General features: G+C 74.5%; 22 protein-coding genes and 1 pseudogene. 9 read left to right on the top strand and 14 right to left on the bottom strand.

Annotated elements, in window-relative coordinates:
* Positions 1 to 357 (top strand): hypothetical protein (locus J4557_RS47605; RefSeq protein WP_208274363.1); only part of this gene is annotated, 357 nt, incomplete at its 5' end.
* 54 nt (positions 358 to 411) lie between these two features.
* Here the strand turns inward: J4557_RS47605 and J4557_RS47610 are convergent.
* The 9 genes and pseudogenes from J4557_RS47610 to J4557_RS47650 all read right to left on the bottom strand — a co-directional run bounded on the left by J4557_RS47610 (position 412) and on the right by J4557_RS47650 (position 12,079).
* Complete coding sequence (locus J4557_RS47610; RefSeq protein ID WP_208274365.1) at positions 412 to 1,362, bottom strand: electron transfer flavoprotein subunit alpha/FixB family protein; 951 nt, start codon at positions 1,360 to 1,362, stop codon at positions 412 to 414.
* A 21-nt stretch (positions 1,363 to 1,383) separates the two neighbouring features.
* Positions 1,384 to 2,163, bottom strand: coding sequence for an electron transfer flavoprotein subunit beta/FixA family protein (locus tag J4557_RS47615; RefSeq protein ID WP_208274367.1), 780 nt, complete (start codon positions 2,161 to 2,163; stop codon positions 1,384 to 1,386).
* 277 nt (positions 2,164 to 2,440) lie between these two features.
* The gene (locus J4557_RS47620) at positions 2,441 to 3,715 is read right to left on the bottom strand and encodes a hypothetical protein (RefSeq protein ID WP_208274369.1); all 1,275 of its coding nucleotides are present in this window, start codon (positions 3,713 to 3,715) and stop codon (positions 2,441 to 2,443) included.
* A 203-nt stretch (positions 3,716 to 3,918) separates the two neighbouring features.
* Positions 3,919 to 6,477 (bottom strand): protein kinase domain-containing protein, encoded by a 2,559-nt coding sequence (locus tag J4557_RS51415; protein ID WP_208274377.1) that lies wholly within the window; start codon positions 6,475 to 6,477, stop codon positions 3,919 to 3,921.
* Positions 6,440 to 8,356, bottom strand: coding sequence for a serine/threonine-protein kinase (locus tag J4557_RS47630; RefSeq protein ID WP_208274380.1), 1,917 nt, complete (start codon positions 8,354 to 8,356; stop codon positions 6,440 to 6,442). The genes J4557_RS51415 and J4557_RS47630 overlap by 38 nt, the downstream gene beginning before the upstream one ends.
* A 53-nt stretch (positions 8,357 to 8,409) precedes the next feature.
* Complete coding sequence (locus J4557_RS47635; protein ID WP_208274382.1) at positions 8,410 to 9,234, bottom strand: serine/threonine-protein kinase; 825 nt, start codon at positions 9,232 to 9,234, stop codon at positions 8,410 to 8,412.
* Between the two features lie 144 nt (positions 9,235 to 9,378).
* Complete coding sequence (locus J4557_RS47640; RefSeq protein ID WP_208274384.1) at positions 9,379 to 10,329, bottom strand: acyl-ACP desaturase; 951 nt, start codon at positions 10,327 to 10,329, stop codon at positions 9,379 to 9,381.
* Positions 10,330 to 10,783: 454 nt separating this feature from the next.
* Positions 10,784 to 11,341, bottom strand: a pseudogene (locus J4557_RS47645) (SDR family NAD(P)-dependent oxidoreductase); the annotation flags it as partial.
* 66 nt (positions 11,342 to 11,407) lie between these two features.
* Positions 11,408 to 12,079, bottom strand: a complete 672-nt coding sequence (locus J4557_RS47650; protein ID WP_208274387.1) for an NADPH-dependent F420 reductase — start codon at positions 12,077 to 12,079, stop codon at positions 11,408 to 11,410.
* Positions 12,080 to 12,162: 83 nt separating this feature from the next.
* On the opposite strand from J4557_RS47650, the gene J4557_RS47655 reads away from it, so the two are divergent.
* A complete protein-coding gene (locus J4557_RS47655) occupies positions 12,163 to 12,519 on the top strand; it encodes a winged helix-turn-helix transcriptional regulator (RefSeq protein WP_208274389.1) in 357 nt (118 codons plus the stop codon).
* Here J4557_RS47655 and J4557_RS47660 read toward each other — a convergent pair.
* Positions 12,506 to 13,288: an enoyl-CoA hydratase/isomerase family protein gene (locus J4557_RS47660; RefSeq protein WP_208274391.1), complete on the bottom strand. Its 783-nt coding sequence runs from the start codon at positions 13,286 to 13,288 to the stop codon at positions 12,506 to 12,508. The two genes, J4557_RS47655 and J4557_RS47660, sit on opposite strands and share 14 nt — an antisense overlap.
* A gap of 160 nt (positions 13,289 to 13,448) precedes the next feature.
* On the opposite strand from J4557_RS47660, the gene J4557_RS47665 reads away from it, so the two are divergent.
* Positions 13,449 to 16,478: a DEAD/DEAH box helicase gene (locus J4557_RS47665; protein ID WP_208274393.1), complete on the top strand. Its 3,030-nt coding sequence runs from the start codon at positions 13,449 to 13,451 to the stop codon at positions 16,476 to 16,478.
* Positions 16,478 to 17,278, top strand: coding sequence for an SWIM zinc finger family protein (locus J4557_RS47670; protein WP_208274395.1), 801 nt, complete (start codon positions 16,478 to 16,480; stop codon positions 17,276 to 17,278). The genes J4557_RS47665 and J4557_RS47670 overlap by 1 nt, the downstream gene beginning before the upstream one ends.
* A 62-nt stretch (positions 17,279 to 17,340) precedes the next feature.
* Here J4557_RS47670 and J4557_RS47675 read toward each other — a convergent pair whose 3' ends face one another.
* Together J4557_RS47675 and J4557_RS47680 are read right to left on the bottom strand one after the other, a co-directional pair.
* Entirely contained in the window at positions 17,341 to 18,183 is an 843-nt protein-coding gene (locus tag J4557_RS47675) for a M55 family metallopeptidase (RefSeq protein WP_208274397.1), read from the bottom strand.
* 12 nt (positions 18,184 to 18,195) lie between these two features.
* Positions 18,196 to 19,374 carry a sensor histidine kinase gene (locus J4557_RS47680; protein ID WP_208274399.1) on the bottom strand — a complete coding sequence of 393 codons (1,179 nt, stop codon included), beginning with the start codon at positions 19,372 to 19,374 and terminating at the stop codon, positions 18,196 to 18,198.
* A 117-nt stretch (positions 19,375 to 19,491) separates the two neighbouring features.
* Here J4557_RS47680 and J4557_RS47685 point away from each other — a divergent pair, with 117 nt between their 5' ends.
* Genes J4557_RS47685 through J4557_RS47700 form a run of 4 tightly spaced genes read left to right on the top strand, consistent with a single transcriptional unit; the run spans position 19,492 to position 22,082 of the window.
* Positions 19,492 to 20,403, top strand: coding sequence for an ABC transporter ATP-binding protein (locus J4557_RS47685; protein WP_208274401.1), 912 nt, complete (start codon positions 19,492 to 19,494; stop codon positions 20,401 to 20,403).
* Positions 20,400 to 21,254, top strand: a complete 855-nt coding sequence (locus tag J4557_RS47690; RefSeq protein WP_208274404.1) for an ABC transporter permease — start codon at positions 20,400 to 20,402, stop codon at positions 21,252 to 21,254. The genes J4557_RS47685 and J4557_RS47690 overlap by 4 nt, the downstream gene beginning before the upstream one ends.
* 25 nt (positions 21,255 to 21,279) lie before the next feature.
* Complete coding sequence (locus J4557_RS47695; RefSeq protein ID WP_151600480.1) at positions 21,280 to 21,525, top strand: helix-turn-helix transcriptional regulator; 246 nt, start codon at positions 21,280 to 21,282, stop codon at positions 21,523 to 21,525.
* Positions 21,525 to 22,082, top strand: coding sequence for a hypothetical protein (locus J4557_RS47700; protein WP_208274406.1), 558 nt, complete (start codon positions 21,525 to 21,527; stop codon positions 22,080 to 22,082). The genes J4557_RS47695 and J4557_RS47700 overlap by 1 nt, the downstream gene beginning before the upstream one ends.
* On the opposite strand, the gene glgP is transcribed toward J4557_RS47700, so the two are convergent.
* Together glgP and J4557_RS52085 are read right to left on the bottom strand one after the other, a co-directional pair.
* Entirely contained in the window at positions 22,079 to 24,712 is a 2,634-nt protein-coding gene (gene glgP, locus J4557_RS47705; protein WP_208274408.1) for an alpha-glucan family phosphorylase, read from the bottom strand. The genes J4557_RS47700 and glgP overlap by 4 nt on opposite strands.
* 55 nt (positions 24,713 to 24,767) lie before the next feature.
* Complete coding sequence (locus J4557_RS52085; RefSeq protein WP_208274410.1) at positions 24,768 to 25,295, bottom strand: VanZ family protein; 528 nt, start codon at positions 25,293 to 25,295, stop codon at positions 24,768 to 24,770.
* Positions 25,296 to 25,584: 289 nt separating this feature from the next.
* Here J4557_RS52085 and J4557_RS47715 point away from each other — a divergent pair.
* Positions 25,585 to 25,756: maltotransferase domain-containing protein (locus J4557_RS47715; protein ID WP_208274412.1), on the top strand; the 172-nt coding region annotated here is incomplete at its 3' end.

The raw sequence follows: 25,756 nt of genomic DNA on the forward strand, positions 1-25,756 counted from the left end.
GCCGCCTACCGCCCGCTCGACCTGTTCCGCGTCCCGACGCGGCAGGGCCTCGCGCCGCTGGACCGGAAGATCAAGGCGCACCTGCCCGACGGCACCTACTGCTACAGCAACGTCGACGCCGGGACCGGGCCGATCCAGCCGCACGGCACCGACAACCCGTCGGCGTTCGTCGCGACGGGCGACGTCAGCATGGCGCTCACGCCCACCGGCCTGCGCGTGGCCTTCTACGGCTCGCTGCTCGGCTACGCGTCCGCGTGCGGCGAGGAGGACACGACCGTCCCCTATGCCGAGGTCAAGGACATGATCAAGCCGCAGCTGCTGGCGGCCGTCCCGTACCCGCGGCCGGCGCGCTCCTGACACGCCGGACGCCCCGCCCCCGGAGCGTTCCGGGGACGGGGCGTCCGGGAGAGGTCACTTGCGCTTGTTGATCTCTTCGGTGAGCTGCGGCGCGACCTGGAACAGGTCGCCCACGACGCCGTAGTCGACGAGCTCGAAGATCGGCGCCTCGGGGTCCTTGTTGATGGCGACGATGGTCTTCGAGGTCTGCATGCCGGCCCGGTGCTGGATGGCGCCGGAGATGCCGACCGCGACGTACAGCTGCGGCGACACGGTCTTGCCGGTCTGGCCGACCTGGAACGAGTGCGGGTACCAGCCGGCGTCGGTCGCGGCGCGGGACGCGCCGACGGCCGCGCCGAGCGAGTCGGCCAGGCCCTCGATGATCTTGAAGTTCTCGGCGCCGCCGACGCCGCGGCCGCCGGAGACCACGATCGCGGCCTCGGTCAGGTCCGGGCGCTCGCCCTTCTCCTGGACGACCTTCTCCACGATCTTCGTGCCCTTGTCGGCGTCCGACAGGGTCACCGAGACCGCCTCCTCGGCCGGGGTGGCCGGGGACGCCTCGGGGGCGACGGAGTTCGGCCGCACGGCGATGATCGGCGTGCCGGTCCGCACCTTGGCGTGCGCGATGATGCCGCCGCCGAAGATGGAGTGCTCAGCGACGAAGCCGTCGGCGACGTCCACCACGTCGGTGAGCACGCCGGAGCCGGTCTTGACCGCGAGGCGGCCCGCGATCTCCTTGCCCTCCGCGGTCGCGGAGACCAGCACCGCGGCCGGCGACTTGTCGGCGACGAGCTGCGCCAGCAGCGCGGCCTTCGGCGCGACGACGTAGGAGGTCAGCTCCTCGTCGGCGGCGACGTAGACCTTCGCGGCGCCGTACTCGCCGAGCTTGTCCTTGGCACCGTCGGCGCCCGGGCCGATCCATACCGCGGAGGCCTCGCCCAGCTTGTTCGCCAGCGTCAGCAGCTCGAGGGCGACCTTCTTGACCTCACCGTCGACGTGGTCGACGAGGACGAGAATCTCAGCCATTGTTCTAATCCCCTTCCTCGGTCAGACGAACTTCTTCGACGCGAGGAACTCGGCGATCTTCGCGCCGCCGTCGCCCTCGTCGGTGACGATCTGACCCTGCGCGCGCGGCGGGGCCTCGGCGAAGTCGACCACCTCGGTGGCCGCGTTCGCCAGGCCGACCTGCGCGGCGTCGATGCCGGCGTCGGCGATGCCGAGCGTCTCGACCGGCTTCTTCTTGGCCGCCATGATCCCCTTGAACGAGGGGTAGCGCGGCTCGTTGATCTTCTCGACCACGGAGACCACCGCGGGCAGGGTCGCCTCGACGCGGTCGAAGCCGTAGTCGGTGACCCGCTGCGCCTTGATGGACGAGCCGTCGATCTCGACCTTGTTGGCCAGCGACACCTGCGGCACGCCGAGCCGCTCGGCGAGCATCGCGGCGAGCACGCCGGTGCGCGCGTCCGTGGACTCCGAGCCGAGGATCACCAGGTCGAAGCCGGTGCGGCCGAGTGCCTGCTGGATCGCGTAGGAGGTCTGCAGCGCGTCGGAGCCGGTCAGGGCGTCGTCCACGAGGTGGACGGCCTTGTCGGCGCCCATCGCCAGCGACTTGCGGATGGAGTCGGTGGCCTTGTCGGGGCCCATGGTCAGAACGGTCACCTCGCCGCCCTGGGCCTCCTTGATGCGCAGCGCCTCTTCGATGGCGTACTCATCGAGCTCGTTGATGACACCGTCCGCGGCAGCGCGGTCGAGCGTGCTGTCATCGGACTTCAGCTTGCGCGGGCTCTCCGTATCGGGAACCTGCTTCACCAGGACGACGATGTTCATGGCCGGTGGCCGACCTCCCTGCACTCAGTTGGCCGCTGGGGTAAGCGGACAGAGGGGCGCCGCCCATGGCGGGTCGACGCGGACGTGCGCTTTCGCTGTCACAGCCTGCCAAACACCCGAACGTGCTTCGGAGCCGGGTCCCCGGTTCGGCCGTGCACGACAAATGTTACTCATCGGTAGCCTACTGGCAAATCCCAGTTCGTGAGACCTTACCCACGTGCCCACCGGGTTTGCCGCCCTCCGTCCCGTCCAGCGGGCGGCGTGACGCGGTTCGTCCTCACCCGCGGTCCATGGCGTTCTGCAGCCGGTCCATCGACCGTTCCAGCGCGCTCTGCAGCCCGTACATCGGCGCGAAGCTCGGCATCAGCGACATCGCCCCGACCACCGCGGCCAGCGCGAGCACGCCCAGCGCCACCCCCGCGACCGCGATCCGCCGCGGGCTCCCGGCGACCGCCATGAACATCCGCTCCAGCTGCCGCCGCGGCGCGCTGACGCCCGGCGCCGTCCACAGCACCGCCGCCCCCGCCCCCGCGCCGAGCGCGCAGGCGCCCAGCGAGTCGATCTCCCCGCCGATCACCGACGCCGCCGCCAGGCCGAGCGGCACCGCCGCCGTCAGCACCGCCGCGTACGGGACGGTCAGCGCCGTCCGGCCGAGCGCCCACGCCCACCCGGCGACCGTGTCGGACGTCGCCGCCCGCAGCACCGTCACCGCGACGAGGGTCAGCAGCAGGCCCGCGATCGGCATCATCACCGCGACGCCGACCCCGATCACCACCACCATCGCCGCGAGCAGCCGCGCCCACGCCTGCGCCACCGCCCGCTCCTCCGGCCCCCCGGCCGGCTCCGCGGCGGGCGGCGGCGCCACCGGCGGCGCGGTCTCCTCCACCGCGGGCGCGGGCGCCGGAACGGGCCGCGCCGGGCGCACCACCAGCCGGGACGCCTCCTCCGCCAGCCGCTCCGCGTCCGGGCGGGCCGCCGGATCCGGGTCCGCGGCCGCCTCCACCAGCGGACGCAGGTCGGCGGGCAGCGCGTCCGGCGGCACCTCGTACCGCCCGGTCGCCGCGAACGTCACCGTCGCGGCCCAGGCGTGCACGTCGCCGGGCCCGTGCGCCCCGGCGGCCAGCCCGAAGTCCACCACGACCGGCGCGCCGTCCACCACCAGGACCGTCCCGGGCCCCAGCTCGCCGTGCGCCAGCCCCGCCCGGTGCACGGCCGCGAGCGCCTTCGCGAGCCCGGCCGCCATCCGCCGCAGCGCGTCGCCCGCCATCGGCCCCTGCTCCGCGACGACCTCCGCCAGCGGACGGCCCGGCACGAACCGCGACACCACGTACGGCCGCCGTCCCCCGGACTCCCCGTCCAGGACGTCCGCGGCGTAAGGGCTGGCCACAGCGCGCATCCGCGCGATGTCCGGTGCGGCGCCCGGCGGGAGCAGCCTGATCGCCACGTCGCGCCCGTCCGGCCCGGTGGCCCGGTGGACGCCGGACGCACCGGCCGGCCGCGCCAGCAGCCGGTACGGCCCGATGTGCTCCTGGTGGCTCGTCTCGCCGCTCATATGGCCCGCCACCCTACCCACCGCCCCACCTCCCCCGCAGCGATCCGCCCCCTGGGGTCACACGGGCAGGCACGCGGAGCGAGCGCCAGCGAGCGCAGCGGGCCTGCCCGACGACGGACGGGCTGTTTCGCCGCGGAGCGCCAGCGGAGCGGGGAAACAGCCCGTCCGTCGTGGCGGGGGTTCCAGGGGGTCGCCCCCCTGGGCTACACGTAGCCGGTGCGGCGGAGTTCGGTCTCCAGGGCTGCGAGGAACGCGTCGACCTCGTCCTTGTCGTAGGTCTCGCGGAGGCGCCGGAGGGTGAACGAGCGGGCGCGGACGTCGTCGGCGCCGATCACCTCGGCGAGGCCGCGGCGGTCGCCCGCCAGCCAGCCGCGGGCGCGGGCGACGAACCCGTCGACCTCGGCGGGGTCGTAGCCCTCTTTGAAGCGGGCGCGGGTGAAGCGGGCGGTGCCGAGCAGCGCGATGGCGCGGCGGACGTCGGCGAGCTGCCCCGGCATCACCGGCCGGCCCTGGAGGAGGCCCTGCGCGTGCCTCGCGTACAGGCCCGCGGCCTGGTAGATCTCGGCGAGGCGCGGGGCGTTGGCGGGGACGCCGGTGCCGGTGCGCGCGTCGCGGGCCGCGCGGGTCGCGGCGTCGAGGGACTTGCGGGCGTGGCCGGCGGCGTGCTCCGACCAGGTGCCGCCGATGGCGTGGCTGCGCTCGGCGGCGACGAGCTCCCGCTTGGCCTCGGCGAGCGACACCTCGATCACCGAGACCGTCAGCGCGAAGCCGGCCTGCGCGAACGCGGCGCGGCCCGCGACGACCCGGTCCGCCGGCGGCTCCGGCTCGGGCGGCGGGGGCGGCTCCGGTTTCGGGACGGGCCTCATCCGCAGCCGGGGCGCGATCGAGCCGGGGTTGGCGAACCGCGCGGCCAGTTCCACCGCGGCGGGCCGCTGCTCCGGGTCGCGGGCCAGCGCGTCCTCCAGCACCTCGCGCAGGTCGGGGTCGATGCCGGCGAGGTCCGGCCACCCGGTCAGGACGCGGCGGACGAACGCCGCCGGGCTCGTCGCCTCGTAGGTGCGGCGCCCGGTCGCGGCGTAGGCGATCGTCGCGGCCCAGCCGAACACGTCGGTGGGCGGCCCGGCCGGCCTGCCCTCCAGTACCTCGGGCGAGACGTAGCCGGGCGTGCCGACGGGCCCCTGGGTCAGCCGCGACGCTCCGGACAGGGAGGCGATGCCGAAGTCGATCAGGATCGGGTCGCCGGACACCAGCATCACGTTGCCCGGGTTGACGTCGCGGTGGACGCTCTCGGCCTCGTGGACGGCGGCGAGCGCGTCGGCCAGGCCGCCGGCGAGCCGGAGCAGCCCGTCGCGGGGCAGCGGGCCGCGGCCCTTGACCGCCTCCAGCAGCGAGGTGCCCTCGACGTAGCGGGTGACGATGTAGGGCGGGTCGGCGTCCACGTCGTGGTCGACGAGCTCGACGACGTTGCGGCTGCGGATGCGGCGCATCGCCTCGACCTCGCGGCGCAGCCGGTCCTTGGCCTGGAACTCGGCGGGCAGGAACGGGTGCAGCGTCTTGATCGCGACCATCCGGCCGTCGTCGGCGCGGGCGAGGAAGACGTCGCCCATGCCGCCGCGGCCGAGCCGCTGCAGCGGCCGGTACGGGCCGATCGGCGCCGGCGGGCGGGGCGGTACGCCGGACGCGCGGTCCCCGGTGGACACGGCCGGGCCGCCGCCGCTGGACACCCGCAGCCCGGCGGAGTCGGGGCGCAGCGCCCGCAGCCGCTTCACCAGCGCCTCCGCCGAGGGGCGAGCGGACGGGTCGGCGGCGAGCGCGTCGGCGAGCAGCGGGCGCAGCTCGTCGGGGACGCCGCTCAGGTCGTGGTCGCCGCGGATGATCCGGACGCAGACCGCCGCGTCGTTGGGGGCGTCGTACAGGTCGACGCCGGTCGCGGCGAACGCCACGGTCGCGGCCCAGGCGAACACGTCCGCGGACGGGCCCGCGTCGGCGCCCTCCAGCAGCTCGGGCGCGAGGTAGCGCCAGGTGCCGGACCGGCCCCCGCCGGTGTGGGTGAGCCGGGTGTCGTCGACGCCCTGCGAGATGCCGAAGTCGATCACGACCGGCTCGCCGGCCTCCAGCAGCACGTTGCCGGGCTTGATGTCGCGGTGCACGACGCCGGCCCGGTGCACCGCCTCCAGCGCCTCGGCGGTGCCGACGGCGATCCGCCACAGCGCCGCGCCGGTGATCGCGCCGCCGCCGCGGACGACGTCCAGCAGCGGCCGCCCCTCGACGTACCGGGTGACGATGTAGGGGACGCGGGCGTCCACGTCGAACTCGACGATCTCGGCGACGCGGGGGCTGGTGACGCGGCCCATCGTCTCGACCTCGCGGCGCAGCCGGGCGCGCGAGTCGGCGGCGTCGACCAGGTGCGGGTGCAGGGTCTTGACGGCGAACGTGCCGCCGCGCGGGTCGCGGGCGCGGAACACCTGCCCCATGCCGCCGGAGCCGATCAGCTCCATCGGACGGTACGGGCCGATCATCTCGGCGTGCTCCCCGCCCGCGTCCGACCGTTCGGCGGCGGGCGGCCCGGCGGCGGGCGGCCCGGGAGGCGGGGCCGCGGCGGGGCCGGGGGCGGGCGGTTCGGCGGGGAGCGCGTCCTCCGGGAGCGGCGGCGCGGGGACCGGAGCGGAGAACGGCGGCGGACCGCCGGGCGCCCCGCGCGGCGGCGGGGGGACCCAGGCCCCGTCAGACGAACGGGAGCCCGGTGACGAGGTCGCGGACATCGCTGCGGAGGCTCTCCAGGTTCTGGCTCATGCCGTCCAGCGGGGTGGTGTCGGGGGGCTGCTTCTGGGAGAGGCCCACCAGCACCGCCGCGAAGATCCCCAGGATGAGGGCGGCGGCGAGGGCGGCCTCGGTGCGCGGGAGCAGCGCCCCCCAGATGCGGGCGAGCTGGCGGCGCGGCGCGCCGCTGCCCGGCGCCAGGCAGAGCAGCCCGATCACCGCCATCGCCGAGTACGCGATCGCCCGGGACGCCGTCATGTCGGACTTGGTGAAGATCAGCACGCCGAGCAGGACGAGCCCGGCGAACACGCTCAGCGCCGCCAGCAGCGCGGTGACCATCACCGCGCCGGGCAGGTGCAGCGGCGTCCGGAACGCGGCCGCGAGCGCGTCGCCCGAGCGGGGGCCGCGCCGGGTCCGCTTGCCCTCCATGCCCTGCGCGGCCTTGTCGGCGCTGCGCAGCACCAGCACGCCCACGATCGTCACGCCGACCGCGAGCAGCGGCGCGATGTCGGCGAAGCCGAGCAGCGCCACCAGGACGAGGAAGCCGAGCACCCGGTACCACCCGTAGGGCTTGCGGGCGTCCTTGTCGCGGTCGTCGCGGGCCGGTTCGGGACGGCGGCGCTGCGTGTCCTGCTGCTGCGGGTCGTAGGGGCCGCCCTGCTGCGGGCCGCGCTGCAGCGCGTTCGGCGGCGGCTGGTTGGGGGGCGGCTGGGTCGGCTGCTGGTTGTAGGGGCCATAGTTCCCCGGCGCGTACGTCCCCTGCGGGCCGTAGTTCTGCGGCCCGTACCGGGGCGCGGCGTCGTAGGGCCCGGGCGCGGGCGGCGGGACCGGCGGCGGCGCGGCAGGCGGGAGCTGCCCGACGAAGTCCTTCGGCTGCGCCGGGACGGGTGCGGGCGCCGGCAGCGGCGTGGGCGCGGCGGTGTGCCCGCCGGCGGGCACGTCCGTGCGGCCGGCCGTCTCGTCCGGCGGCATGGCGAACTGCCGGGCGTGGTCGGGCGCGGGCCGGCCGGCCGGCTGGGACGCCCCGTCCGGGCGGGTGTAGTGCTGGTCGATCCGCGTCTGGTCGGTGATCGTCGCTTCGACGTGGATGCGCCGGGCCAGCTGGACGAGGTTGACCGCGGTGGGCCGCTCGGCCGGGTTGCGGGCCATCGCCGAGCGCAGCAGCGGCAGCAGCGCCTCGGGCACGCCGTCCAGGTCGGGCGTGCCCTGCATGATCTTGTAGAAGATCGACTCGAAGGTGCCGGAGCCGAACGGCGGGCGGCCGGTCGCGGCGTAGGCGACCGTGCCGGCGAGGGCGTGCACGTCCGACGGCGGCCCCGCGTCCTCGCCCTCGATGATCTCCGGGGCGAGGTAGCCGGGGGTGCCGATGACCATGCCGGTGGCGGTCAGCCGGGTCGCGTCCGCGCCCTGCGCGATGCCGAAGTCGATCACGACCGGCTCGCCGTCCACGATCATGACGTTGCCCGGCTTGAGGTCGCGGTGCACGATCCCCGCGCCGTGGATGGCCGACAGCGCCGACGCCAGGCCGACCGCCAGCCGCTGCAGGCCCGGCCCGTAGATCGGGCCGCCCTCCTCGACGACCTCCTCCAGCGTGCGGCCGGGCACGTACTGGGTGACGATGTAGGGCTGGTCGGCGGTGACGTCGGCGTCGAGGATCTCCGCGACGTGAGGGCTGTGCACGCGCCGCATCGAGTCGACCTCGCGGGCCAGCCTGCGGCGCGCCGTGGCGTCGCCCGCCACCGCCGGCCGCAGCACCTTGATGGCCACGTTGCGCCCCTCGGGGTCGGCGCCGAGGTAGACGACGCCCATGCCCCCTTCCCCGAGAGTCTGGAGCACGCTGTAGTGGCCGATACGGTCCCCGGACGTGACTGCTCCCTCCATCGTTTCCGAAACCCTACCTTCGCCGCCCCGGCGAGAAGGATTCAACGGTCATCTCAGGCCGCCGCAAACCGGCCGCGGGGCGTGATAGCGTCGTCGCTTTGCGCGAGCGCCCCGGCGATCCAGCGGGCGGTCGGCCGGTCCGCCGGGTCCCGCGCCAGCGCGCGGCGCACCACCCCGAGCAGCGGCTCCGGCACCCCGTCCAGGTCGGCCTGGCCGCGCAGGATCCGGAAGCACACCCCGTGCAGCGAGCCCCGCCCGAACGGCGGGCGGCCGGTCGCCGCGAACGCCGCGGTCGCCGCCCAGGAGAACGCGTCCGACGCGGTCGTGGCGCGCTCCCCCTCGATCAGCTCCGGCGCCAGGTAGGCGGGCGTCCCCACGACCATCCCGCGCCGGGTGATCTGCTCCATCCCCTCCTGGTGGGAGATGCCGAAGTCGATCAGCGTCGGCCGGTCGCCCAGCACGATCACGTTGCCGGGCGAGACGTCCCGGTGCAGCACGCCCGCGTCGTGCACGTCGGCGACGGCCAGCGCCAGCCGCCGCGCGAACCGGACGAGCCGGTCCCCCGTGAGCGGCCCGTACGCCGTGACCAGGGCGTTCAGCGGGCAGCCCGGCACGTACTGCATGACGACGTACGGCCGCTCCGCCGACATCCGGCCGTCCAGCAGCCGCGCCACGTACCGGCTGTTCACCCGCGCCTGCACGGCCAGCTCGCGGGCCAGCCGCGCCAGCGCCTCCGGTTCCCCCGCGACCTGCGGGCACAGTTCCTTGACCGCGACCTCGCGGCCCTGCGCGTCCAGGGCCAGGTGCACGATCGCGGTGCTCCCCCGGCCGATCTCGTCCAGCAGCCGATACTCACCAAGGCGCCGATGAGTCCCCATGAACACTGAGACGCCGGAAACCGCGATCACGTTCCGGCGAAACCCGATCGGACGCGGGCGGCGGCGCGGCCGTTCCCGCGAAATGATCACGAAACGGCCGCGACGCGGCGTGGGGCGGCCCCGGTGGGCGCCGCGGGGCGGGGCTCAGCCCTTGCGGGCGGCCTGGCGGGCGCGGCGCTCCTCGCGGCGGGTCTCGAACTTGGTCGCGGCGGCGTCGAGCTGCTCCATGAACTCGGCGAGCTCCTCGCGGGCCTTCTCGCCGTCGCCGGTCAGGTCCGTGCGGTCGAAGACGCCCCACTTGCGCAGCACGGGGCTGAGGACGTCGTCGTGGTGCAGGCGCAGGTCGTAGATGCCGGCGTTGGCGATGACGACGGACTTGCGCAGGAACCCGTCGATGCTGTAGCCGGGCATCTGGAACGCCTTGACGACGTCGGTGATCGCCCGCATCGTCTCGTTCGGGGCGGCGTCCAGCGCGGCGCCCATCAGGTTCCGGTAGAAGATCATGTGCAGGTTCTCGTCGGCCGCGACGCGCGCCATCATCTGCTCGCAGAGCGGGTCGCCGGACGCCTTGCCCGTGTTGCGGTGCGACACGCGGGTGGCCAGCTCCTGGAACGACACGTAGGCGGTGCCGTGCAGGAACGAGTCGCCGTGGTCGGCCTCGTAGCCGGCCTCCATGTGGTGCATCCGGGCCCGTTCGAGCGCGACGGGGTCGACGGCGCGGGTGACGGTGAGGTAGTCGCGGATGACGATGCCGTGCCGGTTCTCCTCGGCCGTCCACCGGTTGACCCAGGTGCCCCAGGCGCCCTCGCGGCCGAAGACGGTGGCGATGGCGCGGTGGTAGCCGGGCAGGTTGTCCTCGGTCAGGAGGTTGACGATGAGGGACTCGCGCGCCTCCGGGGTCACCTTCGACTGCTCGATCGACCAGGGCTCGCCGTCGAGCGGCCCGTCGAAGTCGCGGCCCTCGCTCCACGGCACGTACTGGTGCGGGAACCATTCCTTGGCCATGGACAGGTGCCGGTTGAGCTCCGTCTCGACCACCGGCTCGAGGTCGAGCAGGAGGCCGGTCTGGAACTTCTCTTCGGGGGTCACGGACATGCGTTTCCTTCGCTGGACGAGTTGGAGTGCCGGACGGTGCCGCCGCGCCCGCGGCACGTTCTGGGCGCCCGGCAGGCCGAACCTCAACCTACTCAAGCGTAGGTTCGATGGTCGCCAGTCCACCTGACCCGCGTCAAGTCACCCCCGTGACAATCAACCACGGGAGTGTTTTGTAGATCCGAGCGAAACCGGCGGCTCGCCTCGCCACCGCGGGCCGGCCCCCGTCACCGCGCGTCGGCGGCGGTCACTGCGTGTCGGCCGCCTGGTGCCACATCCGGTTCACCGCGGCCCGGAGCAGCGGGCGCGGGACGAGCTTCAGCGCGGGCAGCGCGGCCTTGTACTGCGCACCGGGAACGCAGAGCGCGCGTCCGGCCGCCACCGCGTCCAGCCCGGCCCTGGCCACGTCGTCGCGGCGCAGCCACAGCAGGTTGGACGGGGCGTCGTCCTCGGTGCGGGTGAACCCGGGGCACAGCGCGGTCACGTGGACGCCCTTGGACGCGACCTCCGCGTGCAGGCTCTCGGAGAAGGACGCGACGTACGCCTTGGTCGCCCCATAGGTGGCGCTGCCGGGCGAGGGCGTGAACCCGGCCATGGACGCGACGTTCAGCACCCCGCCGCGGCCGCGCAGGATCATCCCGGGGAGCGCCGCGTGGGTGAGCCGCACCAGCGCGGTGACGTTCAGCTCCATCTGCCGGAGGTGGTCCTCCACCGGCAGGTCCGCGAACGCCCCGAAGGCGCCGTGGCCCGCGTTGTTGACCAGCAGCTCGACGGGTTCGGTGCGCAGCCGCCGCTCGATCTCGCCGCGCTGCGCGGGGTCGGTGAGGTCGGCGGCCAGCACCTCGACCGCGACCCGGTACCGCTCGACCAGCTCGCGGGCGAGCCCGTCCAGCAGGTCGCCGCGGCGGGCCACGATGACCAGGTCGGTGCCGCGGGCGGCGAGGAGGCGGGCGAAGCTCTCGCCGATCCCGCTGGACGCGCCGGTCACGAGCGCGGTTCGGTACGCGTGTCGCATGGCGGCAGATGCTATCGGCGATCTTCGTCCGAACCGGGCCTACCCGCCGAAATCGCATGGCGTCCGTCAGCGGGCGGCGGTGTCCGACGTCCGCCGCGGCTCGACGCCCGCGACCTCGGCGGCCGGCGGCAGCATCGCCACCGGGTCCTCGCCCGCCGTCCAGAGGCCGACCAGGAACGCCGTCGTCGCCTCCAGGAGCCCGGCCCGCGCCAGCCCGCCGCCGTCCATCGGGACGCAGCCGATGTCGGCCACCAGGCGGCGCGCCACGGCCAGCGCGTCCGGGTCGTCCCCGCACAGCGGGACGCCGAGGGGCCGCCCGCCGAACTCCGGCGGCGCCATCCGCCACACCGTGTCGGGGCACGTGTTGAACGCCTTCACCACCCGCGCGAGGGTCAGGTCGGCGATGCGGCGCGCCGCCGAGGGGCCGCCCTCGGTCTTCATCCGCTCGAACGGCGGCTCCATCGGGTTCGTGCAGTCGAGGAGGACGCGTCCCGCGAGAGGACCCGCCTGCCGCAGGGCGTCCTCGACGCCCTCGTGCGTGACGGCCAGCAGGACCGCCTCCCCGAACCCGGCCGCCTCCCGCAGCGTCCCGCCTTCCGCGCCGCCGCCGACGCGGGCCGCCAGCGCGACCGCCTTCTCCGGCGCCCGCGACCCGATCCGCACCTCGTGCCCCTTGCGCGCCCACTGCGCGGCGAGCGCGTCCGCCATGTTGCCCGCGCCCAGCACACCGATCCGCATGACGACCTCCCGTGTCGATTACCGTCGGACGGGACGCTAGGCGGTTCGTTCCGCACCGACCGGTGCGTATCGGAAAGGGCAGAATGGACGATCCCGAGTTCGTCGCCGACTGCCAGACGCGGCTCGGCCTCGACCTGCTGTCCGGCACCTGGACCGGCGTCGTGCTGTGGACGCTGCAGAGCGGCCCGCTGCGCCCGCGCGACCTCCAGGACCGGATCGGCGGCATCAGCCACAAGGTGCTGACGGAGACGCTGCGGCGCCTCGAGCACAACGGGCTGGTCGTCCGCCGCCGCTATGCCGAGGCGCCGCCGCGCGTGGAGTACGAGCTGACCGGCGCGGGGCGCGGGATGCTCGAACCCCTGTCCGCCCTGGGCCGCTGGACCGAGCGCTACGCCGCCGACGTCCTCGACGCGCAGGAGCGCGCGCTCAGCGGCCCTTGAACGTCGCCTTGCCCGGCCCCTCCTCCATGAACGACTTCATGCCGTCCTTCTGGTCCTCGGTGGCGAACAGCGCGGCGAACTGCACCCGCTCGATCTCCAGCCCGGTCGCGAGGTCCACCTCCAGGCCGGCGTCGACGGCCTGCTTCGCGGCGCGCAGCGCGATCGCCGGGCCGCCCGCGAACGACGCCGCCCACTCCCTGGCCGCGGTGTAGACGTCGGCGTCCGGGACGACCCGGTCCACCAGTCCCATCGCGAGCGCCTCGTCCGCCGCGACGTGCCGTCCGGAGAAGATGAGGTCCTTGGCCTTGGACGGGCCGACGAGCCGCGCGAGCCGCTGCGTGCCGCCCGCGCCGGGGATGATGCCGAGCTGGATCTCGGGCTGGCCGACCTTCGCGCCCTCGCCCGCGACGCGGAAGTCCGCGGTCAGCGCGACCTCCAGCCCGCCTCCCAGCGCGTACCCGGTGATCGCCGCGATGACCGGCTTCGGGATCGCGGCGAGCGCCTTGGTGAAGTCCTGCAGGAGCCGCGAGTGGCCCGCCGCCATCTCCGCGTACCGCATCGGCGCCATCTCCTTGATGTCGGCGCCGGCCGCGAACACCCGCTCCCCGCCGTACAGCACCACCGCCGCGACCCGGTCGTCCGCGGTGACCTCGCCCGCCGCCTCGATCAGCTCCCGCTGCATCCGCGCGTTCAGGGCGTTCATCTTCGGACGGTCCAGCCGGATCGTCGCGACGCCGTCCTCCGTCTCCACCCGCACGAACTCGCCCACGAACGCCTCCAAGATCCTCTGGTCGACCGACGTCCCCGAACCTAACAAGCGCGGCGGCCACGCCGGTCACCACGGCCCCTCCGGTCGCGGCGGCCCGGCTGTCGGACACCACTGGTAGCTTCGGGCGCGGCAGTCACATCGCACGTCACCGGGGGTTCGGATGCTGGTCGCCCATGCCGCCTGGCATGGCGGAGCGCTCTGCCTGTGGGCCGAGCGGACCGGCCCGCACGGGCCGTCCGGCGGCGACGAGCACCCGTTCGCGACCCGCGACTTCGGCGGGACGTCCTACGAGCCGCTCCTGCGCGGCGCGTTCCGCGTCGAGCTGACGATGATGCTGCCGACCGCCGGCGACCATCCGCTGCCGTCCGCCGAGCTCGGCCCCGAACCGGTGTCCGAGGAGCCGGGCCTGCGGCCGTGGCGGGTGCCGGCGCTGGTGCTGGAGCCGTTCCCGGCGATGGCGCTGCTCCAGGCCGCCGAGCACAGCGGCGACGTCGTCCCCGGTTCCGACCTGCGGTTCCTGTGCGTCCTCGCGGACGAGGCCGTCCACCTCGCCCGGCGCGGCCAGGTGCTGCCCGCGCTGCTGCGCGAGGACGGCGACCTCGTCGCCCGCTGGCGCCCCGTCCTCGACGACCCGGCCCGGTTCCGGGCGCTGGCCCGCGCGATGCCCGCCGCGTGCCGCGCCGCCGACGGGGGCCGTCCCGCCGCCGAGGTGCTGCGGGAGGCGCTGTCCGGGCTGGTCGACACCGCCGTCCGGGGCACCGTCCCGCATCCGCTGCTGCCGGCGCGGCGCGGCCGGGTGCCCGACCGGCTGCCGCTCGCCGAGCGCTGGGCGGAGGCGCTGACCGGCCCGTCCGCCGAGGTCGCGCGGGAGCCCGGCGACGACCCCGGCGAGCTGATCGCCGAGCTGGACGCGTGGGCCGCCGCCGCGCGCCGCCCGTCCGGGCCGCTGCGCGTCTGCTTCCGGCTCGCCGAGCCGGGCGCCGAGGAGTTCAACGCCGACCCGTTCCCCGAGGAGGACGAGGAGGAGGACACCGAGCCCGGCGACACCTGGCGCGTCGAGTTCGCGCTCCAGGGCACCGACGACCCCAGCCTCTACGTGCCCGCCGCGATGGTGTGGGCGGGCGACGCGACCTCGATCCCGGAGGCGGAGGAGACGCTCCTCGCCGGCCTCGGCCGCGCGCTGCGCCTGTTCCCCGACCTCGCGCCCGCGCTCGACGACCCGGCGCCCGCCGCGCTGACCCTCGACACCGCCGGCGCGTTCCGCTTCCTGCGCCGGGCCGCGCCGATGCTGGCCGCTGCCGGGTTCGGCGTCCTGCTCCCCCAGTGGGCGGGCAAGGCGAGGCTCGGCATGAAGCTGACCACGCGCACCGACGACCCCGAGGCGTCCGCCGGCGCCGCCGCGCCGTCCGGCTTCGACCTCAAGGGCATGGTGAACTTCCGGTGGGACCTCGCCATCGGCGACGAGAGCATCGACGAGGCGGAGCTCGAGGAGCTGGCCCGGCTGAAGACCCCGCTCGTCCGGCTGCGCGGCCAGTGGGTCGAGCTGGACGAGGAGCAGCTCGAGGCCGCCCTCGACTTCCTGCGCCACCCCCGCCGGGGCCGGATGGCCGCCGCCGAGGCGATCCGCGCGATCGTCCACGCGGGCGACGACGCGCTCCCGCTGACCGCCGTCGACGCCGACGGCACCTTCGGCGACCTCCTGTCCGGCGAGGCCGACCGCCGCCTCACCCCGATGCGCACGCCCGAGGACCTGGACGCCGACCTGCGCCCCTACCAGGAGCGCGGGCTGGCCTGGCTGACCTTCATGAACGATCTGGGGCTCGGCGCCCTCCTTGCGGACGATATGGGGCTTGGTAAGACCATTTCCGTCTTGTCCCTCCTCGTCCACGAACGGGAGAACGACGCCCGCCCCGGCCCCACGCTGGCGATCCTGCCGATGTCGCTGGTGGGGAACTGGCAGCGGGAGGCGGCGCGGTTCGCGCCGAAGCTGCGCGTGTACGTCCACCACGGGACGGGCCGCCACCGCGGCGAGGACCTGCTCAAGGCCGCCGCGGCGGCCGACCTGGTGCTGACGACCTACGGGACGGCCGCGCGGGACGCGGAGATGCTCGCGCCCGTCGAATGGGAGCGGGTCGTCTGCGACGAGGCGCAGGCGCTGAAGAACAGCGGCACCCGGCAGGCGCGCGCGGTGCGGAGCATCCCGGCGCGCACCCGGATCGCGCTCACCGGCACGCCCGTCGAGAACCACCTCACCGAACTCTGGTCGATCATGGAGTTCGCGAACCCGGGGCTGCTCGGGCCGCGCGCGGTGTTCCGGCAGCGGTTCGCCGTGCCGATCGAGCGCGAGGGCGACGAGCAGGCGGCGCTCGCCCTCAAGCGGGCGACGCAGCCGTTCATCCTGCGCCGCCTCAAGACCGACAGATCGATCATCTCCGACCTGCCGGAGAAGCAGGAGATCAAGGTCTACTGCAACCTGACCACCGAGCAGGCGTCCCTCTACCAGGCCACCGTCGACGACATGCTGGAGCAGATCGCCGAGGCCGACGACAAGCAGCGGCGCGGGCTCGTCCTGGCGACGATGGCCAAGCTCAAGCAGGTCTGCAACCATCCCGCGCACCTGCTCAAGGACGGCTCCCGCCTGCCGGGCCGGTCCGGGAAGCTGGAGCGGCTCGAGGAGATCTGCGCCGAGGTCCTCGACCAGGGCGAGAAGGCGCTCGTCTTCACCCAGTACGCCGAGTTCGGCTCGATGCTCCAGCCCTACCTCGCGGCCCGGCTCGAACGCCCCGTGCTCTGGCTGCACGGCGGGACGTCCAAGCAGGCCCGCGACGACCTCGTCCAGCACTTCCAGCGGGACGAGGAGCCGGCGATCTTCCTGCTGTCGCTCAAGGCCGCCGGCACCGGCCTCACGCTGACCGCCGCCAACCACGTCGTGCACGTCGACCGCTGGTGGAACCCCGCCGTCGAGGACCAGGCCACCGACCGGGCGTTCCGCATCGGCCAGACCCGCAACGTGCAGGTCCGCAAGTTCATCTGCGTCGGGACGATGGAGGAGCGCGTCGACGAGATGATCGAGCGCAAGAAGGCCCTCGCCGAGTCCATCGTCGGCACGGGCGAGGAGTGGCTGACCGAGCTGTCCGTGGCCGAGCTGCGGGACGTCCTGCGGCTGTCCCCCGAGGCGGTGAGCGACTGATGGGCGGCGAGAGCGCCGACGAGGGCATCAGGGCCCGCACCAGACGGGGCTCGATCGGCGCGCAGTGGTGGTCGCGCCGCTTCATCGACCTCGTCGAGTCGTTCGCCGACACCGGGCGCCTCTCCCGCGGGCGAACCTATGCCCGCAAAGGCCAGGTCTACGACCTGCGGGTCACCCCCTACGAGGTCACCGCGAAGGTCAGGGGCTCCCGGCCCGAGCCGTACGAGGTGGCCCTCGGCATCGAAGGGATCGGCGCCGCGAACTGGCGCGCCGCCGAGAAGGAGCTGGCGTCCCGGGCCGTGTTCCGCGCCCGCCTCCTCGCCGGTGAGATGCCGCCGGAGATCGAGTGGGTCTTCGCCGAACTCGGCCTCGCCCTGTTCCCCAGCACGGCCTCCGACCTGCACCTGATGTGCGACTGCCCCGACTGGGGCGACCCGTGCAAGCACGCCGCGGCCGTCCTGTACCTCCTCGCCGAGGCGTTCGACGACGACCCGTTCCTCATCCTCGAATGGAACGGCCGCGACCGCGACCGGCTCCTCACCGCCCTGCGCCGCGGTCCCGCCGCCGCACCCGACCCTCTGGCCATGGAGGACGAGCCGCTCTCGGCCGTCGGCTTCTGGACGACCCCGTCGGGCCTGGCCCGCCTCCGCGACCGCCCGCCCGCGCCGCCCGTCCCGCCCGGCTTCATCCTCCAGGTGGCGACGCCGCCCCCGGTGAGGATCCGCCGCCGCCCCCTCACCGACGCCCTCCTCCCCGCCTACGAAGCCCTGGCCACCGACGCCCCCTCCGACGATCGTTGAGTCGCGGCGTGCCGTTGGTCGGAGGCGGATGAGGGCGCCGGGAGCGGCCGTTGTCCGGGGCGTCAGCCGTAGTGGCGGCCGGTGCAGGCGATGTCGCCGGCGAGGGTGGCGCAGATGCCGAGGAGGCCGACGACCTCCGCGTAGTCGTCCGAGGTGAACTCGGTGGTGCGGGAGGCGGTCAGGGTGACGCCCGGGATGAGGGCGCAGGACTGGGCGATCGACGTGGAGTTCCAGTCGATGGACAGGGTGTACGGGGACGCGACCGGCAGCGGGCGCCAGCCGGACGGGGCGCGCAGGGACCGCAGGGCCGTCTCGTAGATCATCTCCTGGGCGCGGGCGGGCGGGACCAGCTCGGCGGCGTAGCGGTCCCGGCCCGCCTTGACGGCGACGGTCGGGACGGCGCCGAGGACGTCGCGGGTCTCGTCGCAGGCGGCCTCGTCGCCCGCGACGAGGCCGACGGGGACGCCGAGCGAGCCGGCGTAGCCGGCCATCAGCCGGATCTCCCCCGCGACCTCCCCGTTCAGGCGCGCGTCCTGGATCTCGCGGCCCATCCAGGTGTGGTTGAGGACGCCGCGTTCGGCTCCGGCGCGGGCGTGGTAGCCGACGTACAGGGCGACGTCGAAGGAGGCGTCCAGGCCCTCGCCCATCCGCATCGCCATGTGCGGTCCCCGGATCAGCGTGCAGCGCTCGTCGATCAGGTCGGCGCGCAGGTTCTTGCCGCGGCCGTGCGAGTCGGTGACGACGACCTGGTCGGCGCCCGCGTCGAACGCGGCGCGGACCGCCGCGTTCGCGTCGCCCGTCATCAGCTCGCAGCCGCGCTCGTAGCCGCGCCCGCCGGCGCGCATCTCCTCGGGGTCGGTGAGCCCTGAGACGCCTTCCATGTCGACCGAGATGAAGACCTTCATATGATCATCGTGTCAGGCGGGGAGAGTGGCGCGGACGGTGAAGCCGCCGCCCGGCCGGGGCGCGGCGTGGAGGGCGCCGCCGAGGGCCTCGGCGCGGTCGCGCATGCCGCGGATCCCGGAGCCGGTGCCGGCGGGGGCCGGTGCGGCGGTCCCGCCGCCGTCGTCCTCGACGACGACGGTGACGTCGCCGTCGCCGTACCGGACGCGGATGACGGCGGTCGAGGCGCCGGAGTGCCGGGTGACGTTGGTGAGGGCCTCCTGGACGATCCGGTAGGCGGCGTGGTCGGCGTCCGGGGGCAGGGGGCGGGGCGCGCCCTCGGTCTCGGTGCGGACGGTGAGGCCGGCGGCGGCGGTGCCGGCGGCGAGCTCGTCCAGCCGGGCGAGGCCGGGCGGGGCGTCCGGTACGGGGGCGTCCACCTGGCGCAGCACGCCGAGCGTGGCGCGCAGCTCGCGGAGGCTGTCCTTGCTCGCGTCCTTGATGGCGGTGAGCGCCTCCCCGGCCCGGCCGGGCTCGCGTTGCAGGACGTGGAGCGCGGCGGTGGCCTGGACGTGGATGAGCGAGATGTTGTGGCCGAGCGCGTCGTGCAGCTCGCGGGCGATGCGGAGCCGCTCCTCGACGGCGCGGCGGCTGGCCTCCGCCTCGCGGGAGCGCTCGGCGGCGGCGAGGCGGCGTTCGGCCTCGCGCAGGTAGGCGCGCCGGTTGCGGGCGAAGCCGCCGATGGCGATGACGGCGACGAACCAGCCGGCGAGCAGGAAGGTCGCGGCGTCGGCGAGGTGGTTGACCTGGTCGGTGTCGTTGCCGTAGAGGGTGGCGCCCATCGCGACGGCGGCGAGCGCGGACGCGGACGCGAGGTGCCCTTCGGCCGCCGCGGTGTAGAGCGCGATGACGAAGGTCATGATGATCGGGCCGTCCGGCGCGGTGAGCGGGTAGTAGACGGCGCAGACGACGAAGGTGACGACCGCCACGGTGCGGGGGCGGCTGTGGCGGAAGGCCAGCGCGCCGCAGGCGACCGCCAGCAGCGCCCACCCGTAGAACGGCAGGGTGCCGCGGTGGAGCCCGTAGTCCGCGATCAGCGCGATCGCGGCGAGGACGGCGAAGCAGGCGGCGCCCAGCAGCGCGTCGGCGCGGCGGCCGCGCGGCCACCGGAGCGCGGACGCGGCGCGGTACCGGGCGAGGGCTGGTGCGCGCACGGCCCCATCCTGCCAGGTGCCGTGTCTTGCGACCCTGCGATGATATGTAGTACTTCTACTATTAATGAATGCAGAGTTACAGCGAACGATCGAAGTTCCCGTATGGAGGAGGTGGGCATGACCGGTCCGGTGATCCGGACGCGCGACCTGCGGATGCGCTACGGCCGCACCGAGGTGCTGCGCGGCGTCGACCTGGAGGTCGGGGCGGGCGAGGTCGCGGCGCTGCTCGGCCCGAACGGCGCGGGCAAGACCACCACGATCGAGATCCTGGAGGGGTTCAGGCGCCGCTCGTCCGGCGAGGTCCGGGTGCTCGGCGCCGATCCCGGCACCGGCGGCGCGGCGTGGCGGGCACGGCTCGGGATCGTCCTGCAGGACTGGCAGGACCATCCGCGCTGGGGCGTCCGGCAGCTGCTGGCGCACATCGCGGCGTTCTATGACCGGCCGCGCGACCCGGACGAGCTGCTGGAGGCCATGGGCCTGGCGGAGCAGGCCGGGCTGCCGGCGGCGCGGCTGTCGGGCGGCCAGCGCCGCCGCCTGGACGTGGCGCTCGGCATCGTCGGGCGGCCGGAGGTGCTGTTCCTGGACGAGCCGACGGCCGGTTTCGACCCGCGGGCGCGCAGCGACTTCCACGACCTGGTCGGGCGGCTCGCCCGCGAGGACGGCATGACGATCCTGCTGACCACGCACGACCTGGCGGAGGCCGAGCGGCTCGCGGACCGGATCGCGATCCTGGTGCGGGGCGAGGTCACGGTCAGCGGCACCCCGTCCGGGCTGGCGTCGGTCGTGCAGGGCGCGTCGGAGGTGCGGTGGCGGGAGGACGGCGCCCTGCGCGCCGAGCGGACGCCGGACCCGTCGCGGCTGGCGTACGAACTGCACCGGCGGTTCGGCGGGCCGGTCCCGGGGCTGGAGATCCGGCGGCCGACGCTGGAGCAAAGCTACCTGAACCTGGTCGGCGGCGCCCAGGCGACCGCGGCCGCGACCGGATCGGGCCCGAGCCAGAGCGCGGGCGCGGAGAGGACGGCGGCGTGAACACCAGGCCGATCCGGATGGGGGTCCGGCGCGGCTGGGCCGAGCACGTGCACTCGCTGAGGAACCGGCGCGAGCTGCTGACCGGCGTCGTCGGGACCGTCGGCGTCTTCGTGCTGATGGTGCGCTGGCAGGGCGGCCACGACGCGCAGGGGACGCACGTGTCGGAGGGCCTGCTGCTCGCGGCGGGGTTCGTCGCGTTCTGCGTGTTCTCGACCGGGCTGATGAACCTCGCCATGATGATCGCCGCGGACCGGGAGGAGGGCACGCTGCTGCGGCTGCGGACGGTGCCGGGCGGCGTCGCCGCCTACGTCGTCGGGCGGGCCGTCTCGGTGCTGCTGCAGATCGTCATGTACGTGGTGCTGATGCTGGTCGCGGGCATGGCGCTGGCGGGTCTGGACCTGCCGTCCGACCCCGGGCGCTGGCTGACGCTGCTGTGGGTCCTCGCGCTCGGGACCCTCGCGGTCGTGCCGTTCGGGGCCGCGCTCGGCACGCTGCTGCCGGGGCCGCGCAACGCCGCGAGCGTCCTGTCCCTGCCGGTGATGGGCCTGATGGTCGTCTCCGGTGTGCTGTTCCCGGTGACGTCGCTGCCGGAGCCGGTGCGGTGGGTCGCGCAGGCGTTCCCGCTGTACTGGGAGGGGCTCGGGCTGCGGTCGGCGTTCCTGCCCGACGCGATGCTCGCCGGGGAGATCGGCGGGAGCTGGCGCCCGCTGGAGACCGCGGGGATGCTCGGCGCGTGGGCCGCCGCGGGCCTGCTGGTGGCGCCGTGGCTGCTGCTGCGGGCGGCGCGCCGGGAGTCGGGGGCGCGGCTGGCCGCCCGCCGGGAGCGCCGGGCCGCCCAGGGCGCGTTCTGACCTCCGGGTGCGGGAGACTGGGCCGGTGGCGGACGGCAAGGCGGACAAGGAGCACGTCCACAACCGGATCGCGGTGCTGCGCGCCGAGCGCGGCGTGTCGCGCCGGGAGCTGGCGACGGCGCTGGGCGTCCACTACCAGACGATCGGCTATCTGGAGCGCGGCGAGTACAGCCCGAGCCTGCACCTCGCGCTGCGGATCGCCGCGTTCTTCGAGGTGCCGGTCGAGGTCGTGTTCTCGCTGACGCCGTTCCCGCGGCTGGGGAGCACGTGATGACGCCCGAGGGAGGATCGCCCGGAATGTGGGAGCGGTGGACGCGCTACCGGGAGGCGGCGGTGCAGTCCGACCGGCTGGCGTCCTGGTACGCGACGCGGCGACGGCGGCGGGCGCTCGCCGGCGGCGGGCTCGCCGGGCTGGCCATGATCTGGGCCGGGACGGTCGTGTCGTGGAACCTCGCGCCCAGCGACACCGCCATGTGGGTGACGATCACGCTGCTGGCCGTGTCGGTGGCGACCACGATCCCGGTGGTCTCCGCGCTGAACATCGCGACGCGCGGGACGATGTCGCTGGCGGAGAGCCGGCTGGACGAGCGGCAGGTCGCCGAGCGGCTGCGCGCCTTCACCGTCGCGCACCGGGTCATGCTCGCGGTGCTCGTCGCCGTCGTGGTGGGGGTGCTGGCCGCCGACGCCGAGCACGTCCCGATGGCGGCCGTCGTGGTCGGCGTCGTCGCGCTGTTCGAGACGCACATGCTGCTGCCCGTGCTCGTCGCCGGGTGGCGGATGCCGGATCCGCCCCCCGACGACGAGGACGAGGAGGACGCGGCCGGCTAGCGCAGGTCGCCGTTCGTCATGCCGTGCGGCGCCGGCGGCAGCGCGACGAGCCCCATCTCGGCCCGCGTGGACAGCATCGGATGGCTCGGGACGACCCGGACGCCGTACCCGAACGCGCCGCTGCGGCCGAGCGGGACCTCGCCGGTGTAGCGCAGCCGCCCGTCGCCCGCCGGTTCGGCGCCGCCCAGCTCCAGGTAGGACGGGTCGATCAGCGCGTCGGAGTCGTCCACCCGGCCGTAGGCGACCTCGACGGCGACGTCGTCGGGGTCGAGGCCGCCGAGCGCGACGACGGCCTTCACCGTCAGCAGCGCCCCGACCTGCGGGCTCTCCCCGCCGTTGGACTCGACGTGCTCGACGGCGACGCCCGGCCACGCCTTCGCGACCCGCTGCTTCCACCCGGCCAGCGCGCGCGCACCGGCGTACTTGTCGGCGACCATCTCCCGCTCGGACTCGGCCGCCGGGGTGTACAGGTCCAGGACGTAGTCGCGGAGCATCCGGCCGGCCAGCACCTTCGGGCCGAGGGTGGCGATGGTGTGCTTGACCATCTCCAGCCAGCGGCGCGGCAGCCCGGCCGAGTCGCGGTCGTAGAAGGTGACCGAGACGTGGTCCTCGATCAGCTCGTACAGCGCGCCGGCCTCCAGCTCGTCGCGCCGGTCCGGGCTCGCGAGGCCGTCGGCGGACGGGATCGCCCAGCCGTTCTGCCCGTCGTACCACTCGTCCCACCAGCCGTCCCGGATGGACAGGTTCAGCCCGCCGTTCAGGGCCGCCTTCATCCCGGACGTGCCGCACGCCTCCAGCGGGCGCAGCGGGTTGTTCATCCACACGTCGCAGCCCTGCACCATGAGCCGCCCGAGCGCCATGTCGTAGTCGGGCAGGAACACGATGCGGTGCCGGATGTCCTCCTCGGCGGAGAACCGGACGATCTCCTGGATGAGCCGCTTGCCGCCCTCGTCGGCGGGGTGGGCCTTCCCGGCGATGACGATCTGCACGGGCCGGTCCGGGTCCAGCAGGATGCGGCGCAGCCGGTCCGGGTCGCTCATCATCAGCGTGAGCCGCTTGTAGGACGGGACGCGCCGCGCGAACCCGATGGTCAGCACGTCCGGGTCGAGGGCGTCGTCGATCCAGGACGTCTCGGCCTCGCTGGCGCCGCGCTGCCGCCACGACTCGCGGAGCCGGCGCCGCGCGTCCAGCACGAGCCGTTCGCGGAGCAGGCCGCGGATCCGCCAGATCTCGCTCTCGGGGACGTCGCGGACCTCCTCCCAGCCGCGCCCGGACGCCATCAGCGCGGGGATCTCGCGGGCGGCGAGGTCGAGGACCTCCCGCGCCACCCACGTGCCGGCGTGGACGCCGTTGGTGATGGACCCGATCGGGACCTCGGCGGTGTCGAAGCCGCCCCACAGGCCGCCGAACATCTCGCGGCTGACCTCGCCGTGCAGCTCGCTGACGCCGTTGACGCGCTGCGCCAGCCGCATGCCCATGACGGCCATGTTGAACACGGTGCGGTCGCCGCCGGGGTAGTCCTCGGCGCCGAGCGCGAGGACGCGTTCGGCGGGGACGTGCGGGTCCTCGTTGGCGCCGCCGAAGTACCGGGCGACCAGCTCGCGCGGGAACCGGTCGATCCCGGCGGGGACCGGGGTGTGCGTGGTGAACACCGTGCCCGCGCGGGTCGCCTCCAGGGCCTCGTCGAACGTCAGCGCGTGCTCGGACACCAGCTCGCGGATGCGTTCGAGGCCGAGGAAACCGGCGTGCCCCTCGTTGGTGTGGAACACCTCCGGCGCGGGGTGGCCGGTGATGCGGCAGTACGCGCGGATGGCGCGGACGCCGCCGATGCCGAGCAGCATCTCCTGCAGCAGCCGGTGGTCGCCGCCGCCGCCGTAGAGCCGGTCGGTGACGTCGCGGGCTGCGGGGTCGTTGTCCTCGACGTCGGAGTCCAGCAGCAGCTGCGGGACGCGTCCGACCTTGGCCAGCCACACCTGCGCGTGCAGCTCGTGGCCGCCGGCCCCGGTCTCGGCGCCGCCGCGTCCCGGCCGGCCCCGGGGCAGGCCGATCGCGACGCGGACCGGGGTCCCGTCGGCCTCGCGCAGCAGGGTCAGCGGCAGCCCGTTCGGGTCGATCGGCGGGTAGCGCTCCAGCTGCCAGCCGTCCGGCGACAGCGACTGGGAGAAGTACCCGTGCCGGTACAGCAGCCCGACCGCGATGATGGGCACGCCGAGGTCGCTGGCGGTCTTGAGGTGGTCGCCGGCCAGGATGCCGAGGCCGCCGGAGTACTGCGGCAGCGCCGCGGTGATCCCGTACTCGGGCGAGAAGTAGGCGATGGACGAGGGCGCGCCGGCCAGCGACTGGTACCAGCGCGGCTCGGTCAGGTACTCGTGCAGGTCCTCGGCCGTGTCCTGGAGCCGGCGCAGGAAGCGCCGGTCCTCGGCGAGCTGCGCCAGCCGTTCGGGCGCGACCTCGCCGAGCAGCCGGACCGGGTCGTGGTGGACGGCCTCCCACAGCGCAGGGTCCACGGCGCGGAACAGGTCCAGCGTCTCGTGGTGCCACGACCAGCGCAGATTGAGGACGAGCTCCTCGAGCTGCCGGAGCGGCTCTGGAAGGACGGTGCGGACCGTGAATCGTCGGATTGCCTTCACGCAACGTCACGCTATGCAATGCGATGCGATGGCGCGACAGCCGGGAGGGGTTTCGTCACTTCGCGGATCGGTCGGCGGCGAGCGCGCGGACGCGCAGGAACCCCGACGCCGTAAGGGCTCCCGCGGCCACGCCGATCGAGTTGTACGCCATGTCACCGGGATCGCACTCGCGCCCCGGATCAAGAGTTTGCAGGAATTCGACCAGAACGAACCCCGCCGAGAACACGGCGGGCGCCGCCACCGGACGGCGGGACACCAGCACCCCCAGGAAACCCAAAGGTACCCATAAGGCAACATTCATGACGTCCTCCAGGCCGCGCGACCCGAAGATCCGCAGCGACCACGCGATGTCGGACACCGGGGTCGCGACGCAGTGCTCCAGCCGCCCGCCCGCGCCCGGCGCGACGGTCGCCGGCAGCGTGATCGCCAGCACGAGGCCCGTCCACGCCAGCAGCGCCAGCGCGGGCAGCGGCGGCCACCCCGTCCGCCGCACGAGGGGCCGCCACAGCAGGGCCACCGCCCCCGCGATCAGCGCCCACAGCACCAGTGGGCGCACCAGCTCCATCGGCACGTGATCGGGCACGCCGGTTCAACGATCCGCCGCGCCGCCGGGTTCGCGGCCCGGCGGCGCCCCGCGGTCAAGATCCTGCCAAGGCGGTTCGGCGGTCCTGGATCGAGGGCACGACCGGACCGGCCAGGGCCGTGCGGCGTCCGCCGAGCCGCCCCCCCGGGACGCCGGGAAAAGATCGTTACGGGGCGGTCGCGGAGTGTTGCCTGGAAGGTCGCGCAAAGTTATCGGCGCCTCGATGACGGTTGGCGCCGCTTCCCGGGCATGGACGTTTCGGAAGTCTCGAACGGGTAGGGGATGCCATATGCAGGTCGAGTCCGGAACCTCCACGATCACCGGTATTCCGAGGCTCGGGCGGATCCCGATCCTGGACGTGGCCCCGGTGGTGGGGGGCGGCCGGTGGCCGGCGAAGGCCGTGGTGGGCGAGACGGTCGAGGTGTCGGCGACGGTGTTCCGCGAGGGGCACGAGATGCTCG

Source organism: Actinomadura nitritigenes (assembly GCF_017573545.1).
Taxonomy (GTDB): domain Bacteria; phylum Actinomycetota; class Actinomycetes; order Streptosporangiales; family Streptosporangiaceae; genus Spirillospora; species Spirillospora nitritigenes.

Excerpts from the sequence above, each read along its gene's own strand:
- J4557_RS47685 (WP_208274401.1), top strand. The coding sequence starts at position 19,492 with ATGACCGGTCCGGTGATCCGGACGCGCGACCTGCGGATGCGCTACGGC.
- J4557_RS47610 (WP_208274365.1), bottom strand. The coding sequence starts at position 1,362 with ATGGCTGAGATTCTCGTCCTCGTCGACCACGTCGACGGTGAGGTCAAG.
- J4557_RS47650 (WP_208274387.1), bottom strand. The coding sequence starts at position 12,079 with ATGCGGATCGGTGTGCTGGGCGCGGGCAACATGGCGGACGCGCTCGCC.
- J4557_RS47620 (WP_208274369.1), bottom strand. The coding sequence starts at position 3,715 with ATGAGCGGCGAGACGAGCCACCAGGAGCACATCGGGCCGTACCGGCTG.
- J4557_RS47615 (WP_208274367.1), bottom strand. The coding sequence starts at position 2,163 with ATGAACATCGTCGTCCTGGTGAAGCAGGTTCCCGATACGGAGAGCCCG.
- J4557_RS47675 (WP_208274397.1), bottom strand. The coding sequence starts at position 18,183 with ATGAAGGTCTTCATCTCGGTCGACATGGAAGGCGTCTCAGGGCTCACC.
- J4557_RS47640 (WP_208274384.1), bottom strand. The coding sequence starts at position 10,329 with ATGTCCGTGACCCCCGAAGAGAAGTTCCAGACCGGCCTCCTGCTCGAC.
- J4557_RS47655 (WP_208274389.1), top strand. The coding sequence starts at position 12,163 with ATGGACGATCCCGAGTTCGTCGCCGACTGCCAGACGCGGCTCGGCCTC.
- J4557_RS47700 (WP_208274406.1), top strand. The coding sequence starts at position 21,525 with ATGACGCCCGAGGGAGGATCGCCCGGAATGTGGGAGCGGTGGACGCGC.
- J4557_RS47630 (WP_208274380.1), bottom strand. The coding sequence starts at position 8,356 with ATGGAGGGAGCAGTCACGTCCGGGGACCGTATCGGCCACTACAGCGTG.
- J4557_RS47665 (WP_208274393.1), top strand. The coding sequence starts at position 13,449 with ATGCTGGTCGCCCATGCCGCCTGGCATGGCGGAGCGCTCTGCCTGTGG.
- J4557_RS47635 (WP_208274382.1), bottom strand. The coding sequence starts at position 9,234 with ATGGGGACTCATCGGCGCCTTGGTGAGTATCGGCTGCTGGACGAGATC.
- J4557_RS51415 (WP_208274377.1), bottom strand. The coding sequence starts at position 6,477 with ATGTCCGCGACCTCGTCACCGGGCTCCCGTTCGTCTGACGGGGCCTGG.
- J4557_RS47670 (WP_208274395.1), top strand. The coding sequence starts at position 16,478 with ATGGGCGGCGAGAGCGCCGACGAGGGCATCAGGGCCCGCACCAGACGG.